The organism is Candidatus Fermentibacter sp. (genome assembly GCA_030373045.1).
Classification (GTDB): domain Bacteria; phylum Fermentibacterota; class Fermentibacteria; order Fermentibacterales; family Fermentibacteraceae; genus Fermentibacter.
On the sequence record JAUCPW010000029.1, the window covers coordinates 64,612 to 77,921 of the forward strand.

Genomic DNA, 13,310 nt, shown 5'->3' on the forward strand with positions numbered 1-13,310 from the left:
GAACCAGCCCGGCCGGCGGAGGTGACATGACCATCCCCCTGGTTCTGGCGTTCCTGGCGGCCGGTTTCGAAGAGGAACTGGCCCTGAGGCATTTCGATGAGGCGATGGAGCTCGCCCCGGACGACTCGCTCGCGGCCGAGGTTTATCTGGCTGCAGGCGAGTACGCGATGGCCGCCCACCTCTTCACCCTGGTGCACGAGGCTTCGGGCTCCCCGGGCTCCCTGTTCCGCCTCTGGACGGCCGTAGCCAGCGAGTGGAGCGAGGATCCCCCGACGATGCCGGCGGAGTCGGCCATGCGCGAACTGGAGTCGGCCGGACCTCCCTCGACAGCCTCCGAAGCCGCCGCGCTCTTCAGCCTGACCTCCATGCTGGGCGACCCGGATCTCTCCGACAGAACGGCCGCCGAGGCCTGCCGGAGGTGGCCCGGATCGCCGGAGGTCGCCGATATCCTCTGCGGGCTGTTCTGGGATGCCCAGGCCCCGGTGTGGGAGGACGACTCCGCAAGAGCCGCCGTGCTTGCCGCCTTCATCGACGAGTGGGGCTGGGCCGACGCGACCTGGCGCTCCCGGGCCTGGCAATACCGGGTTTCCGCTCTTCTCGGCACGGCCGATTCGGCGGGATGGCGCGGCGAGGTGGACTTCTGGATCGCCGACTGTCCCGACGATCCCCTGCCCTTCCTCACAGGTGCTTCTCTTTCGATCGACCGCGACTCGTCGTGGCAGGAGGCGCTGGCATATGCCGACCGGGGCTTCGCGGCGCTCGGTTCCGGGAGCTGGACCATGGCCGGTCTGCGGGAGAGGGAGAGGGCGCTGACGATGCCCGCCGTCGGGGCGGACCTCTCGTTCCGGAGGGCCTGGGCCCTGATGGAGCTGGGTCGACCGGCGGAGGCTTCGGCAGCGATCCTGCCCTATCTCGACGACCCGGGCTTCTTCGGCCCCGACGACCACCATACCCTCGCGGCGGTGTGGTGGCTGGAGGGCAGGCTGAGGGAGCGCCTAAACCTCTTCGACGCCCCCGCGGCCTTCCTCCGCTCCGCAGAACTGGGGGACACCATCGACCGCTGGGCTTCGCGTTCGATCCGCGAGCTCGAGGAGTCGTGGGGCCCTGCCTGGCTCGATTCGGCGCGGACCATGGAGGCCTACGGAGGACCGGTCTTCGAGGATGTGACATGGATGCTCTCCGACTCCCTCCCCGTCCCGGCCGGGCGCATGGCCTGGGCGGACATCGACGGCGACGGCTGGGAGGACCTGATGGCCGGCGGCAGGCTGTACCGCAACGACGGAGGAGAAGGCTTCAGCGACGTCACCACCCTCCTGGGGCTCGACTCGCTGCCCGGGTCGGATTGGGTCGCAGGGGATCTCGACTCCGACGGAGACGCCGACCTGGCCTGTTCCGGATCTGCTCCGCGGGTGTTCGTCAACGATTCGGGAGTCTTCCGCGATCCCGGCTGCGCGATGGGCGTGATCCCATATCCGTACCCGGTGGAGGGCGTCGGCCTGCTCGACTGGAACGCCGATGGCTTTCTGGACGTGTATTTCGCCTGCTACGAGAAGCCCGGCACTCTCGGGGAGGGCTCGCCGGACAGGTTCCTCCTCGGCGGCCCCGACGGCTTTTCGGAGGCCACGGACGAAACCGGGATGATCCCCTTCGGTGACGCAGACCTGTGCGGCAGGGGAGTCAGCCCCTGCGACTACGACCGCGACGGTGACGTGGATGTCTTCGTGTCGGACTACCGCCTCCAGGAGAACCTGCTCTGGGAGAACACGGAGGGTCTCGCCTCCCCGGCTGCCCTCGAGGCCGGGGTGGCAGGGCACGACAAGGACGGCTGGTGGGGGCACACCATCGGCAGCGCCTGGGCCGACTTCGACAACGACGGCGACTGGGATCTCTTCAGCGCCAACCTGGCCCATCCCAGGTACATCGACCTGTCGGACAGGAGCGAGCTGCTGGTGAACGACGGCGAAGCGTTCGGGGACGAGAGGGCCGCCAGGGGGATAGTCTACGAGGAGACGCACTCGGTGCCGGTCTGGGGCGACTGGAACGACGACGGGCTGCTCGACCTCTACATCACCTCCGTGTACGAGGGCCGCAGGAGCTTCCTCTACGTCCAGGAGCAGGACGGATCGTTCCGCGACGTGACCCTGCTCTCCGGCACGAGGGTCATGAACGGCTGGGGGGCTGCGTCCGCGGATTTCGACAGGGACGGCAGGCTCGACCTGGCCGTGGGGTCGGGCAGCGGCATGAGGCTCTTCAGGAACGTCACCCGGGGGGGCCACTGGCTCCTGGTGAGGGTCGATCCACCCGCGGGCGTGAACGCGTCCGGCATCGGATGCACCGTCGAGATCACGCAGGAAGGCGTTGCCAGGATCAGGCAGGTCAGCGGCGGAAGCGGCACCACGTGCCAGGACGGTGCGCTCCTCCACTTCGGCCTGCCGAAAGCGGCGGGAGTGGAATGGAGCCTGTTCGTCCCGGGTTCCGGGGAACCCTTCGCCGTCGGCAGTCTCGACGGGGTGGACAGGGAGACGTCAGTCCCCTGAGAGGATCTCCGAGGCGGTGATGCCCTGTTCGCCGATCAGGAGCGGGTCCCCTCCGCCGTCCGGCCAGGACTCGAGCAGCCCGGTGGCGATGTCGAGGACGCGCACGTCCTCGAACTCGCCTGAAACCGCGATGTAGACCCTGGCCCGGGTCGCGTCGAACACCATCGACGCCCTCGTGGGGAAGTCCGGGCTGAGGTTCTCCGCGGCCTCGAGAACGGCCATCCCGGCCTCCGGCGACATGGCGCCGAGGCGGTCCTTCAGCGCGCGGAGCGCGCTTCTGTACCTGTCCGCCCCGCAGCCCTCGATGAGGGCGGGGTCCCTGCCGGCCCAGGAGCAGGAGTGGAAGTTGGTCATGGCCATGAACGGCCTGCCGCCGCGCTCAAGGATGTCGTTGCCGTCCGCGCCGACCTCGATGATCATCGCGCGCCCGGATGCGTCGGCAGTGATCACGTGCAGGGGCGGGTCGTCGTACTGCGAGTACGTGTCGATCGCGACCATGTCCGCGACGTCGTCCATCGAGGCGCCTCGGTAGATCAGCGCGTAGAAGGGCCAGTAGATCATCGGTGTTCCCTCGTCGGGATCGGGGCCCGTCCATTCCGCGTCGGTCACCTGGAGGGTCGAGAACCTGCCGTCCGCGGTCATGCCCGCGGTCGAGAGGGTGTCCCCCGCGTCGATGAAGGCCATCGTGAAGACCCTGCCGCCCTCCATGTCCGTCTCTATCCTGAAAAGGATCTCCTGGTCGGGGTACCAGTCGAAGTTCATCCCGTACCACGCCCCGCCAGAGGCGTACTCGACGAAGCTGGTGCAGGCCTCGGGAGTGCACGCGGGCACGAGAACGGCGGCCAGCACGAGGGGGATGCCGATGCCACGGGGATTCATGCGCCGGTTCCAGCCGCGCTCCATGGCCTGATCAGCCCTCCCATCCCGCAAGCCTCGCCGCGAGCCACCAGACTGCGCAGCCCTTCTGGACGCAGCTCTCGAAAGTGGTGTGGCCAGCCTCGTCGCCCTCGAACTCGGGGTGCTCGACGGGGAAGGTGTGGCCTTCGAAGGTGGCGGTGGCCTGCTCCCACTGCTGGTCGGAGGGATCGAACCACCAGCTGTCCAGGTCCTCGAAGTCGAAGAGGACGCAGTCGTTCGCCTCGCAGAAATCCCTTATCTGCTGGTTCCGGAGGCTGCGGTTGTAGCCCTCGGCTCCTTCCGCCTGAGCGTTCCCGGTCATGTAGACGAAGGTCACCCCGGGATACTCGGACTCCAGCAGGGCCATTGCATCCAGGTAGTCCTGCACCTCGCCCTCGGAGTAGTAGTCGCACTGCGTGCACCAGGACCACATCGACACGTTCAGGGAGGGCTCCGCATCCAGCACCTCGCGGGTCATGTCGAGGGCGGCCTCCCCCTGCCAGTACAGGTCGGGGGTGATGTAGGTCTCGCCGAGCTGCCCGTCGAAGATGCAGAGTGCGCCCGGAGCCGCGGGCAGCTCGCAGTATCCGGTCTCGACGTCGAAGGCGGGCTGCTCCTCCTCGATGAGTTCGAGCCCGGTGACGAGCTGCGAACCGTGGGACGTGTGTGCGTAATGGACGAACAGGCCGGCCTGCGCCGAGTCGACCCATGCTCCCGGTATCTCCGAGATGTCGGTGCAGAGGTGATCGACGACGAACCCGCCGCCGGGCTGCGGGTCGGGCCCGGGGCCGGTGGGGTCCGAACCGCCGCAGGAGGGCAGGAGGAGCAGACCGAGGGACAACTGGACGAGTGTGGCTGGTAGAGCAGCGGGACGATGCACGTCGACCTCCTATCCCCGGCTGCCGCCGGGTCCGGCGGACCTGCCGCCCATCCTGGTGATCTCGAAAAGGGCCATGTACTTCCAGTAGGCATAGACGGCCGAGCTGAACGAGGCCGCCAGGCCGGGAACGCCGTCGAGCAGACCGAGCTGCAGGAAGACCCCCCTGAAAAGCCTCCACTGGGGGCGCAGCAGCACGTCGAGCCCGGAGGCCCGCCTGCCCGCGGCAACCTCCTGTGCGGCCCAGAGCGAGGCGTAGCGGGCCATCTTCTCCATGTGCTCGCGGAAGTCGCGGTAGGGCCGGTGCTCGAGATGGCATCCGCGAAGGACGGGGGCGGGTGAGTCCGCCCTCAGGCTCTCGTGGACGGATTCGGAGCCGAACCTGGCGCACCCGCGCCTGAAGAGCCTCAGCGGGCGGTCGCCGCCCCAGGGGCCGAACCTGAGCACCCGGCCCATGTATACCGTTCTGCGGGCTATCCTGTATGCGTCCGCCGACCCCGAGGCCATCGCAAGGGAGACCGCCTCGCGGAGGCCTGAGCCGGCCCTCTCGTCGGCATCGAGGACGAGTATCCAGTCACCCGTGGTCGAGTCGCAGGCGTACTGCTTCTGCTCCGAGAAGCCGGTGAACGGGTGCCGCAGCACCCTGGCGCCGGCCTCGCGGGCGATCTCGGGAGTGGCGTCGGCGCTTCCGGAATCGACCAGGACCACCTCGTCGGCGAAGCCCACGGAGGCCAGGCACCCCGGAAGGTCGTTCTCCTCGTCCAGTGCTATAATCGCGACTGAAAGTCCCAAGAAACCTCCGTTCCAGCCCGGACAATACCCGGGCGGGGGCCGGGCCGCAACGAAGCGACGGGAGCAGGGCATGGCCGCCACGCCGGAGATATCCGGTTTCACCTTCGCCAGGGATGCCGTCAGGCTGGATTATCCTCTCGGGGAGGCCATCAGGTCCGCCCTCCCGCTCGTGAGCGAGTTCATCGTCAACCTCGGCGACTGCAGCGACGAAACCGAGGCCCTCATCGAAGGGATCGGGGATCCCAGGATAAGGATCGTCCGGTCGGTGTGGGATCCCTCCCGCTACGTGCACGGCGCCACCAACGCCGATCAGACCAACATCGCGCTCGACGAGTGCAGGTCGCCCTGGTGCCTCTACCTCCAGGCGGACGAGGTCCTCCACGAGCGGGACTATCCCCGGATACTCGACACCCTGGCCAGATACGACGGGCGGGGTGACGTGGATGGCCTCCTGTTCCACTACAACCACTTCTGGGGTGACTACACGAGGGTCCAGAGGGCGCACAACTGGTACAGCCGCGAGATAAGGATGATCCGCAACCTGCCGTCCATCAGGAGCTGGAAGAGCGCCCAGAGCTTCCGCAGGGACGGCCTCAAGATGCGGGTGGCCGACACCGGGGCCTTCGTCTACCACTACGGCTGGGTGCGCCATCCCGATGTGATGAGGCGCAAGACCATCGCCCTCGACAGCCTCCACCACGGCAGGGACTGGGTGGACAGGAGGCATCCCGAGCCTTCCAGACCCTGGGACTACGGCCCGCTCGACAAGGTCGCGCCGTTCAGAGGCACGCACCCTTCGGTGATGGCCGGGAGGATCGCCTCCAAGAACTGGAGGGCCGAGGATTACCGCGATCCCTCCGCGCCCCCCGGCCACAGGCACCTCAGGCCGTCGACTAGGTTCCTGAGCGCCATCGAGCGGATTCTCGGCGTGAAGCTCGGCGAGTACCGCAACTACATCCTCGTGAAATGACGGGAAGACCGGCCGCAGGATGAGAGCGGCGGTGCACATCGTCGCCTCCGGCGCCGCGGGAGCGGCAGCCGCCCTGGCGGGATCGCCGGTCATGGGGATGTCCATCTTCCTGTCCGGCAGCCTCATGGACATCGACCACGCCGAGCTCTATCTGAAATCCGGCATGCCCTCAGACCCACGGGCTCTTCTGCGCGGGCTCCTGCACAACGAGGAGGATCTGGGCAACAGGTACGGCTTCAGGAGGCGCATCCCCGACTACTGGACGTTCCCCGTCCTGCATTCCGTGGAACTCATCATGCTGTGCGCAGGTCTCGGCCTCTGGCTGTCCGACCATGCGCTGCTCGGGATTGCGGCGGGCTTCCTGCTGCATGTCGCCATGGACCTCGGGAACTACCCCGAGAGCCCCATGTTCTTCTCCCTGGCCTGGAGGTGCCTGGCCAGGAGGAGGCTCATGACCGCCTGGGAGACGCGGAGACCGATGCGCGGGCTCTAGGCACGGGAGAAGAGATGCCGGTACCCTTCCTCGACCTCAAGCAGCAGTACGCGGCGATCGGCGCCGAGATAACGGCGGGACTGACAGAGGTCTTCGAGAACACGGCCTACATCCTCGGGCCGAAGGTCAGGGCCTTCGAGGAGGACTTCGCCGCCTTCTGCGGGATCGATCACTGCGTCGGCATGTCCAGCGGGACGGACGCCGTGCATGCGATGCTCGCCGTTTCCGGCCTCCCCCGCGGCAGCGGGGTGATCCTGCCGCCCAACACGTTCACGGCAACCGCCGAGGGCGTGGTCATGGCCGGCCTCGTACCGGTCTTCGCCGACGTGGACAGGGGTACGTGGAACCTCTCGCCGCGAGCGGTCGAGGCCTTCCTGGAGGAGAACTCGCGAGGCGGGAGGTCGGTCGATCCGCGTTCCGGCGCGGCCGTGTCGGCCATCCTCCCGGTGGACCTGTACGGGCGCCCGGCAGAACTTGCCGAGTTCGAGAGCATCGCTGACAGGTTCGGCCTCCTGCTCTTCGAGGACGCCTGCCAGTCGCACGGGGCCTCGAGGGGCGGCAGGATGACGGGTTCGTTCGGCTCTGCCGCGGCATTCAGCTTCTATCCCGGCAAGAACCTCGGTGCCTGGGGCGAAGGCGGCGCCGTGACGACCCGATCCGGAGAGATGGCGGAGAGGCTCCGCTCCTTCCGCGACCACGGATCGAGCCGCAAGTACTTCTACTCCCAGATCGGCCACAACTACAGGATGGAGGCCATCCAGGGGGCTGTGCTGGGCGTGAAGCTCCGGTACCTGCCGGACTGGAACCGAAGGCGCGCGGAGGCAGCCGCCAGGTACGGAGAACTGCTTGCGGGATGCCCCGTGGAACTGCCGCCGGCCGAGGAGGGTGTCGTCCATTCCTGGCACCTCTACGCCATCCACACGGAAGCCAGGAAGGAGCTGGGCGAGCACCTCGCATCGAAGGGGATCGGATCCGGGCTCCACTACCCGTACCCGCTGCACCTGCAGGAGGCCTACGCCGATCTGGGATACGGGGAGGGCGACTTCCCGGTGTCGGAGTTCAACAGCTCGCGGAACATCACCCTTCCCATGTTCCCGGAGATCACGCCGGGGCAGCAGGAGGAGGTCGCCTCGGCTGTCGCCGGGTTCTTCGGCTAGATGACCGGGAAATGCACCGGGGGGGCTGCGGGAGCAGCCCCTCATTGCTCCTGTCCAGCCACTCGCCGTCCGACGGGACATCGGTGAAGAAGACGGTCAGATCGGCATCGGTCCTGACGTCGGTCACGCAGATCCTCAGAACGGCCCCGGAAGGCGTGTCGGCCCTGTAGAGCCTGGGCATGTTCCCTCCCGGTGTCGTCTGCGACGGTCAGGCGTCGTAGAGCCCGGGATCCCTCGCGGGAGGCACGGGGTGCTGCGGCCCGGAGTCATCGTCCTCGGAGAGGCCCGCGTCCTCCAGCTCCCTCTCCACCTGTCCGGGGTCCTCGCCGGCTTCGAGCCTGGTGATGGCCTCGTCCAGCTCCGGGCCGAGGCTCTCGCCCATCTCGTCCGCCATGCGGCGGATCGCCCTCGCCATCGCGCGCGGATCGCTCTCGTCGAGGCCGGCGAGATCGGCCGGTATACCGTCATCCCCGGAGGATCTCGAAGAGGTGCCCCTCACGGTCGCAAACGAGCTCATCACGCGCTCGAGCCCCTTCGCGCCGCACTTCGGGCAGGCCGGACCGGCTCCGCCCGGCGACCTCACGAAGAACTGGAAGATCAGGTTGCAGCTGCGACAGAGATACTCGTAGATGGGCAAGGATCCTCACCCCCGATCAGGCTCCCGCGGGCCGCGAACACGGCGCTGCCCGCCGCGAGCCCGGTGAGCCTGGAAATGACTCCGCACTTCACCACGAAGGAATGGTACACCCTTCCGTCTCCGCAGCCCGCCATGCCCTCGAGGTTCCCCTGCCCCTTGGCGAGGATCGCGTCGGCCGCCGCCCAGGCCTTTCCGAGCGCCGTGCCCATGCGGGACGGGTCTACGGTGGGCGCGTCGAGGCCGGTGTCGATCAGTACCGCGAATCTGCCGATGCCCGCCCTCTCTGCGTCCGACAGGATCGCGTCGTTCATCACCGGGCCGGGCCTCACGGCATATGTGACGCCAACACCGGGTGGCAGATACTCGAGGAAGAGGCGGTCCAGCACAGTTTCGCCGGCGTTGTCGCCCAGAACGAGCAGCCTTCCGCTGCCGCCCAGGGCATCGAGGAAGGGCCTGCGCCCGTCCAGCGCGAGAGGGCCATCCATCAGACCCAGTATCTCGGCCGATCCCGGGAGGGGGGTTCCCTGTGCCACGTCCAGGAGGTTGCCCCAGGTCGACATGGCGAGCGCCTCCATCAGGGGGTCCCCCCCTCGCGAGGCCCTCTCCCGCAGCCGGGGGAGCATCTCCACGAGCGCGTCCGTTACGGCCGTCTTGAGGCCCGAGAAGATGTCGGCCCCGGCCAGCCTTGCCCTCAGGTCGCGGTACGCCCCGGCGCCTGCAAGGGGTGGCGGCTCATGGGCCCTGATGCGCCATTCGATGTCTTCCATGTAGCCTTCGAGAAGGGCCGCATGCTCGTCCCCGCCCAGCCCGCCTGCGGCCATGAAGGAGGAGAGCCCCCTCCGGAAGCAGTCGATGCAGGATTCGTCGCCTGTCCAGCTACTCATCCCGGGATTCCAGGAACAGGCGGTGGACCGCATCGTCGGCAGTCAGCTCGGGATGGAAGGAGGAGAGCCAGACCCGGCCGTCCCTGAGGAGGACGGGGCCCTCCTTCAGCGAGCAGAGCACCTCGACCCCGGAGGAAAGGGGTTCGAGCAGGGGCGCCCTTATGAACACGCCCGGGAAGGGCCTTCCCAGCCCGGCGATATCGAGATCCTGCTGGAAGGAGTGGACCTGCCTCCCGAAGGCGTTCCTCACGGCGCGGACCCTGGCGAGCCCGAGAGAAGGCTGGTCGACCTCGTGATCGCGTTCGGCGACCTCCGCGGAGAGCAGCACCGCCCCCGCGCAGGTCCCCCAGACGGGGACGCCGTCACCGACGAGGTCCTTCAGGGGTCCGATCATGCCCCAGATGTCCAGGAGACGGATGAGGGCGGTCGACTCGCCGCCGGGCAGCACGAGCCGCGAGAGACCGCGGAGGTCGCCGGGCAGCCTGACTTCCCGGACATCCGCTCCGATCCGCCGCAGCATCTCGATGTGTTCGCGGACGCCGCCCTGGAGTGCCAGGACGCCGACGGGACCCATTTCACCAGCCCCTGCGGGCCATCCTGTCGGCCTCGGGCATGTCGGACACGGAAATCCCCGGCATCGCCTCGCCGAGGCCCGCGGAGACCTCGGCTATGAGCGCCGCATTCCCGTACTGGCTGACTGCCTTGACGATGGCGGAAGCCCTGCGAGCGGGGTCGGAGCTCTTGAAGATGCCGCTGCCCACGAAGACGCCGTCCATCCCGAGCTGCATCATCAGTGCGGCATCGGCCGGAGTGGCCACTCCTCCGGCGGCGAAGTTGACCACCGGGAGCCTTCCGTTCTCCTTCACCCAGCAGACCAGGTCATAGGGCGCCCCCATCACCTTGGCCGTGCTCATGAGCTCCTCTGCGCCCAGGGTGGTGATGCGCCTGATCTCGGAAGTGACGGCCCTCGCATGCCGGACGGCCTCGACGATGTTGCCCGTGCCGGCCTCGCCCTTGGTCCGTATCATCGCGGCGCCCTCGCCGATGCGCCGGAGCGCCTCTCCGAGGTCGGTGGCGCCGCAGACGAAGGGGACCCTGAAGGCCCGCTTCTCGATGTGGTTCTTCTCGTCGGCGGGGGTCAGGACCTCGGATTCGTCTATGAAGTCGATCTCCAGCGCCTCCAGCACCTGGGCCTCCACGAAGTGGCCGATCCTGCACTTGGCCATGACCGGGATCGTCACCGTCTCCTGGATGCGCCTGATGACGTCGGGATCGGACATCCTCGCGACGCCCCCGGCCGCCCTGATGTCCGCGGGGACCCTCTCGAGCGCCATGACGGCCACCGCCCCCGCCTCCTGGGCGATCCGGGCGTGCTCGGGGGTGACGACGTCCATTATCACGCCGCCCTTCAGCATCTCGGCGTGGCCCAGCTTCACCCTCTCGGTCGACTCGTCTCTGTTCATCTCCATCCCTCTTCCGCGAGAAGCGCGAAAAGTGCGGACCCGGCTTCGAGCCAGGCTTCGTCTCTTTCGAAGAGCCCGTCCTCGGCCTCCGTGGCTCCCGCGGAATCCGGTGGTGCGGGGGCGCGGTACATCTCCCTCACGTCCGAGAACGAGTCGAGGTAGGCCGAACAGGTCCAAAGATAACTCTTGAGAGCGGATCGTAAATCGCTGTCGCGGGTTCTCCTGACGAGGCGTACGGCGTTGCGGAGGCCGGCCGATGCGCGGGATCCCGCGAGGTCGAGCAGCCAGAACCTGACGGGGGTGTCCCCGCGCGCCGGGCACTCGGGCACGGCCTCGAGGTATGCGTCGAAGAGCCCGGCCATGCCGGAGTCGAGCAGCAGCAGATCACCGGGGATGCGGTCGCCCGTCTGCTGGAGCAGAGCCAGTACCGCGATGAGCATATCCATGCCGGGAAGGTGTCGGTGCGGAGGCCCGCGGTCAAGGCTTTTCAGGACGTTCCGCAGGTGTTATCTGTTCCTCACGATGAACTGCCGCTGTGCGCCCGCATGCCTGCTCGTGGCGCTGGTCCCCTGCCTTGCGGGGACGGCGCACGGCGACATCATAGACGACCTGAGGCTCGTGGGCGTGCCGGCCGACTCGGCGGCGATCCTGGATACGGCCATCGTGATAGGCATGGAGGGATCGCTGGCCGAGGGCGACACCCTGCTGAAGAGGTATGGCGGAGTCGTGTTCACGGTGGTCGACAGCATCCTGGCGGGATGGCCCGTCATGGGCATCTGCGTGGACATCCCGGGCAGCAGGCTCAGGCTGACCGGGGCCGACCTGGCCTCCGCCCTGTCGATGATGGGCGAGGGCTGGGCCGACGACCGCCTCGCCTCCTGGATCCTGGATCACACGAGGGTGTTCCACTTCGTGGAATGACCCGGCACTTCACAGAACGCTTTTAACCCCTTTAACCATCTCCACGGGACGCGGCCTCCGCGCGGCAGGATCGCCCCGTCCGCAGACCCCTCGCAACCGGCCGCCGGCTCTCCCTTGCCTCCGACCTCCCGCCTCTACCCCTCCAGCAGGCTCCTGAAGGGGATGCCGCCGCAGTCCGAGAGGATCCGGCCGAAGGCGCCCGACGCGACGAGCCTGTCGACGGCCCTGATCTCCGGGTCGAACCGCCTGTCCCTCACGTCTCCGTCGATGACGGCCGACAGTGCGTCGAATGCCGCGGCCGTGCCGCGGCCGGGCCCGGTCCTGCCCAGCATGGAGTAGGCCCTGAAGGCGCAGTACAGCTCGGTGGCGACGATGTAGCGGACGTTCGTCACGACCTCCATGGCCTTCCGGGACGAGATCGAGCCCATCGAGACGTGATCCTCCTGCGCTCCGCTGACGGGGATGCTGTCGACGCAGGCGGGATGGCTCAGGATCTTGTTCTCGCTGGCGAGGGCAGCCGCCGTGTACTGGGCGATCATCAGGCCAGAATCGAGGCCCGGACGCGCGGCCAGGAAGGCCGGCAGCCCGCTCAGGTCGGGATTCAGGAGCCTCTCGATGCGCCTCTCCGACACCGAGCCCAGCTCGGAGGCGGCCATGCACAGCAGGTCGGCCGCAAGGGCGACCGGCTGGCCGTGGAAGTTGCCGCAGCTCCTGAAGGATCCGTCCGGCATCATCAGAGGATTGTCCGTCACCGACGCCATCTCGACCGCCACCGTGCCCGCCGCGAAGGCGGCGGCGTCGCGGGAGGCTCCGTGGATCTGCGGGGTGCAGCGGATGGAATAGGCATCCTGCACCCGGGGGCAGTCCCTGTGGGACTCGACGATGGAACTGCCGGCCAGGGCGGCCCGGAGATTCGCGGCCGATGCAGCCGCTCCCGGGTGGGGCCTCAGGGCGACCAGCTCCTCGTCGAATGCCGATGTGGTCGCGAGAAGGACCTCCGCCGTCATCGCCGCCGCCATGTCCGCGGCGTCGGCCAGCGAGGCCAGGTCGAGGAGAGCGCAGGCGGCGTATGCGGTCAGGAAGGGGGTGCCATTGATGAGGGCAAGGCCCTCCTTGGCCTGGAGGACCACCGGGGCGATACCGGCGCCGGCCAGGGCGGATGCGCCCGGAATGGTGCCCTCCCCCTCGCCGAGCACCTCTCCCTCTCCGATCAGCGGCAGGCACATGTGGGCGAGCGGGGCCAGGTCTCCCGAGGCTCCCAGCGAACCCCTGGAGGGGACGGCGGGGATGATCCCGGCATTGTAGACCGACAGCAGGCAGTCGAGGGTCTCCTGCCGTATGCCGGACCTTCCCCGGGCCAGCGATGCCGCCCGCAGGATCATGGCCACCCGCACGATGTCGGGAGGCACGAACGGGCCCGTACCGCAAGCATGGCTCAGGAGGAGGTTGCGCTGGAGCTCCGCGAGCGAATCGCCGTCTATCACGGTGGAGGCCATCCTGCCGAAGCCGGTGTTGACCCCGTAGGTTGGGCGCACATCCGATAGCGCCGACTCTATGGCGGCTCTCGACGCCGCTACCGCTTCGCGGGCCCGGGGACCCAGCGCGGCCATGACGCCGGCCCTGGCCGACTCTACCTGTGCGAACCCGATTCCGCTGCATTCCATGGTGATCGTGGACATTCC

Annotated in this window: 15 protein-coding genes; 6 read left to right on the plus strand and 9 right to left on the minus strand. The window is 68.1% G+C overall.

What is annotated here, in order from left to right; translation table 11 throughout:
- Positions 1-26: 26 nt before the first annotated feature.
- Positions 27-2,537 carry a CRTAC1 family protein gene (locus QUS11_06130; GenBank protein MDM7992875.1) on the plus strand — a complete coding sequence of 837 codons (2,511 nt, stop codon included), beginning with the start codon at positions 27-29 and terminating at the stop codon, positions 2,535-2,537.
- Here QUS11_06130 and QUS11_06135 read toward each other — a convergent pair.
- The 3 genes from QUS11_06135 to QUS11_06145 are packed head-to-tail and all read right to left on the minus strand — an operon-like array spanning position 2,526 to position 5,103.
- Positions 2,526-3,440 carry a hypothetical protein gene (locus tag QUS11_06135; GenBank protein ID MDM7992876.1) on the minus strand — a complete coding sequence of 305 codons (915 nt, stop codon included), beginning with the start codon at positions 3,438-3,440 and terminating at the stop codon, positions 2,526-2,528. The two genes, QUS11_06130 and QUS11_06135, sit on opposite strands and share 12 nt — an antisense overlap.
- Before the next feature lie 7 nt (positions 3,441-3,447).
- Positions 3,448-4,314 (minus strand): hypothetical protein, encoded by an 867-nt coding sequence (locus QUS11_06140; protein ID MDM7992877.1) that lies wholly within the window; start codon positions 4,312-4,314, stop codon positions 3,448-3,450.
- 9 nt (positions 4,315-4,323) lie between these two features.
- Positions 4,324-5,103: a glycosyltransferase family 2 protein gene (locus tag QUS11_06145; protein ID MDM7992878.1), complete on the minus strand. Its 780-nt coding sequence runs from the start codon at positions 5,101-5,103 to the stop codon at positions 4,324-4,326.
- 70 nt (positions 5,104-5,173) lie between these two features.
- Here QUS11_06145 and QUS11_06150 point away from each other — a divergent pair, with 70 nt between their 5' ends.
- The 4 genes from QUS11_06150 to QUS11_06165 are packed head-to-tail and all read left to right on the plus strand — an operon-like array spanning position 5,174 to position 7,893.
- On the plus strand, positions 5,174-6,073 hold the full coding sequence (locus QUS11_06150) for a hypothetical protein (protein ID MDM7992879.1): 900 nt from the start codon (positions 5,174-5,176) through the stop codon (positions 6,071-6,073).
- A gap of 19 nt (positions 6,074-6,092) precedes the next feature.
- Positions 6,093-6,566, plus strand: coding sequence for a hypothetical protein (locus QUS11_06155; GenBank protein ID MDM7992880.1), 474 nt, complete (start codon positions 6,093-6,095; stop codon positions 6,564-6,566).
- 14 nt (positions 6,567-6,580) lie between these two features.
- Positions 6,581-7,723 carry a DegT/DnrJ/EryC1/StrS family aminotransferase gene (locus QUS11_06160; GenBank protein ID MDM7992881.1) on the plus strand — a complete coding sequence of 381 codons (1,143 nt, stop codon included), beginning with the start codon at positions 6,581-6,583 and terminating at the stop codon, positions 7,721-7,723.
- A gap of 44 nt (positions 7,724-7,767) precedes the next feature.
- On the plus strand, positions 7,768-7,893 hold the full coding sequence (locus QUS11_06165) for a hypothetical protein (protein MDM7992882.1): 126 nt from the start codon (positions 7,768-7,770) through the stop codon (positions 7,891-7,893).
- A gap of 38 nt (positions 7,894-7,931) precedes the next feature.
- Here the strand turns inward: QUS11_06165 and QUS11_06170 are convergent, their stop codons facing one another.
- The 5 genes from QUS11_06170 to QUS11_06190 are packed head-to-tail and all read right to left on the minus strand — an operon-like array spanning position 7,932 to position 11,153.
- Positions 7,932-8,360 (minus strand): zinc ribbon domain-containing protein, encoded by a 429-nt coding sequence (locus QUS11_06170; GenBank protein ID MDM7992883.1) that lies wholly within the window; start codon positions 8,358-8,360, stop codon positions 7,932-7,934.
- Positions 8,321-9,244, minus strand: coding sequence for an ARMT1-like domain-containing protein (locus tag QUS11_06175; GenBank protein ID MDM7992884.1), 924 nt, complete (start codon positions 9,242-9,244; stop codon positions 8,321-8,323). Before QUS11_06175 ends, QUS11_06170 begins: the two co-directional genes overlap by 40 nt.
- Positions 9,237-9,818, minus strand: a complete 582-nt coding sequence (pdxT, locus tag QUS11_06180) for a pyridoxal 5'-phosphate synthase glutaminase subunit PdxT (protein ID MDM7992885.1) — start codon at positions 9,816-9,818, stop codon at positions 9,237-9,239. Before pdxT ends, QUS11_06175 begins: the two co-directional genes overlap by 8 nt.
- Position 9,819: 1 nt before the next feature.
- Positions 9,820-10,707 (minus strand): pyridoxal 5'-phosphate synthase lyase subunit PdxS, encoded by an 888-nt coding sequence (pdxS, locus tag QUS11_06185; GenBank protein MDM7992886.1) that lies wholly within the window; start codon positions 10,705-10,707, stop codon positions 9,820-9,822.
- On the minus strand, positions 10,704-11,153 hold the full coding sequence (locus QUS11_06190; protein MDM7992887.1) for a hypothetical protein: 450 nt from the start codon (positions 11,151-11,153) through the stop codon (positions 10,704-10,706). Before QUS11_06190 ends, pdxS begins: the two co-directional genes overlap by 4 nt.
- Positions 11,154-11,229: 76 nt before the next feature.
- Between QUS11_06190 and QUS11_06195 the strand changes: the two genes are divergently transcribed.
- Complete coding sequence (locus QUS11_06195; GenBank protein MDM7992888.1) at positions 11,230-11,628, plus strand: hypothetical protein; 399 nt, start codon at positions 11,230-11,232, stop codon at positions 11,626-11,628.
- Between the two features lie 134 nt (positions 11,629-11,762).
- Here QUS11_06195 and hutH read toward each other — a convergent pair whose 3' ends face one another.
- Entirely contained in the window at positions 11,763-13,307 is a 1,545-nt protein-coding gene (gene hutH, locus QUS11_06200; protein ID MDM7992889.1) for a histidine ammonia-lyase, read from the minus strand.
- Positions 13,308-13,310 lie beyond the last annotated feature (3 nt).

Excerpts from the sequence above, each read along its gene's own strand:
- pdxS (MDM7992886.1), bottom strand. The coding sequence starts at position 10,707 with ATGAACAGAGACGAGTCGACCGAGAGGGTGAAGCTGGGCCACGCCGAG.
- QUS11_06135 (MDM7992876.1), bottom strand. The coding sequence starts at position 3,440 with ATGGAGCGCGGCTGGAACCGGCGCATGAATCCCCGTGGCATCGGCATC.
- QUS11_06175 (MDM7992884.1), bottom strand. The coding sequence starts at position 9,244 with ATGAGTAGCTGGACAGGCGACGAATCCTGCATCGACTGCTTCCGGAGG.
- QUS11_06160 (MDM7992881.1), top strand. The coding sequence starts at position 6,581 with ATGCCGGTACCCTTCCTCGACCTCAAGCAGCAGTACGCGGCGATCGGC.
- pdxT (MDM7992885.1), bottom strand. The coding sequence starts at position 9,818 with ATGGGTCCCGTCGGCGTCCTGGCACTCCAGGGCGGCGTCCGCGAACAC.
- QUS11_06155 (MDM7992880.1), top strand. The coding sequence starts at position 6,093 with ATGAGAGCGGCGGTGCACATCGTCGCCTCCGGCGCCGCGGGAGCGGCA.
- QUS11_06195 (MDM7992888.1), top strand. The coding sequence starts at position 11,230 with ATGAACTGCCGCTGTGCGCCCGCATGCCTGCTCGTGGCGCTGGTCCCC.
- hutH (MDM7992889.1), bottom strand. The coding sequence starts at position 13,307 with ATGTCCACGATCACCATGGAATGCAGCGGAATCGGGTTCGCACAGGTA.
- QUS11_06130 (MDM7992875.1), top strand. The coding sequence starts at position 27 with ATGACCATCCCCCTGGTTCTGGCGTTCCTGGCGGCCGGTTTCGAAGAG.
- QUS11_06190 (MDM7992887.1), bottom strand. The coding sequence starts at position 11,153 with ATGGATATGCTCATCGCGGTACTGGCTCTGCTCCAGCAGACGGGCGAC.
- QUS11_06150 (MDM7992879.1), top strand. The coding sequence starts at position 5,174 with ATGGCCGCCACGCCGGAGATATCCGGTTTCACCTTCGCCAGGGATGCC.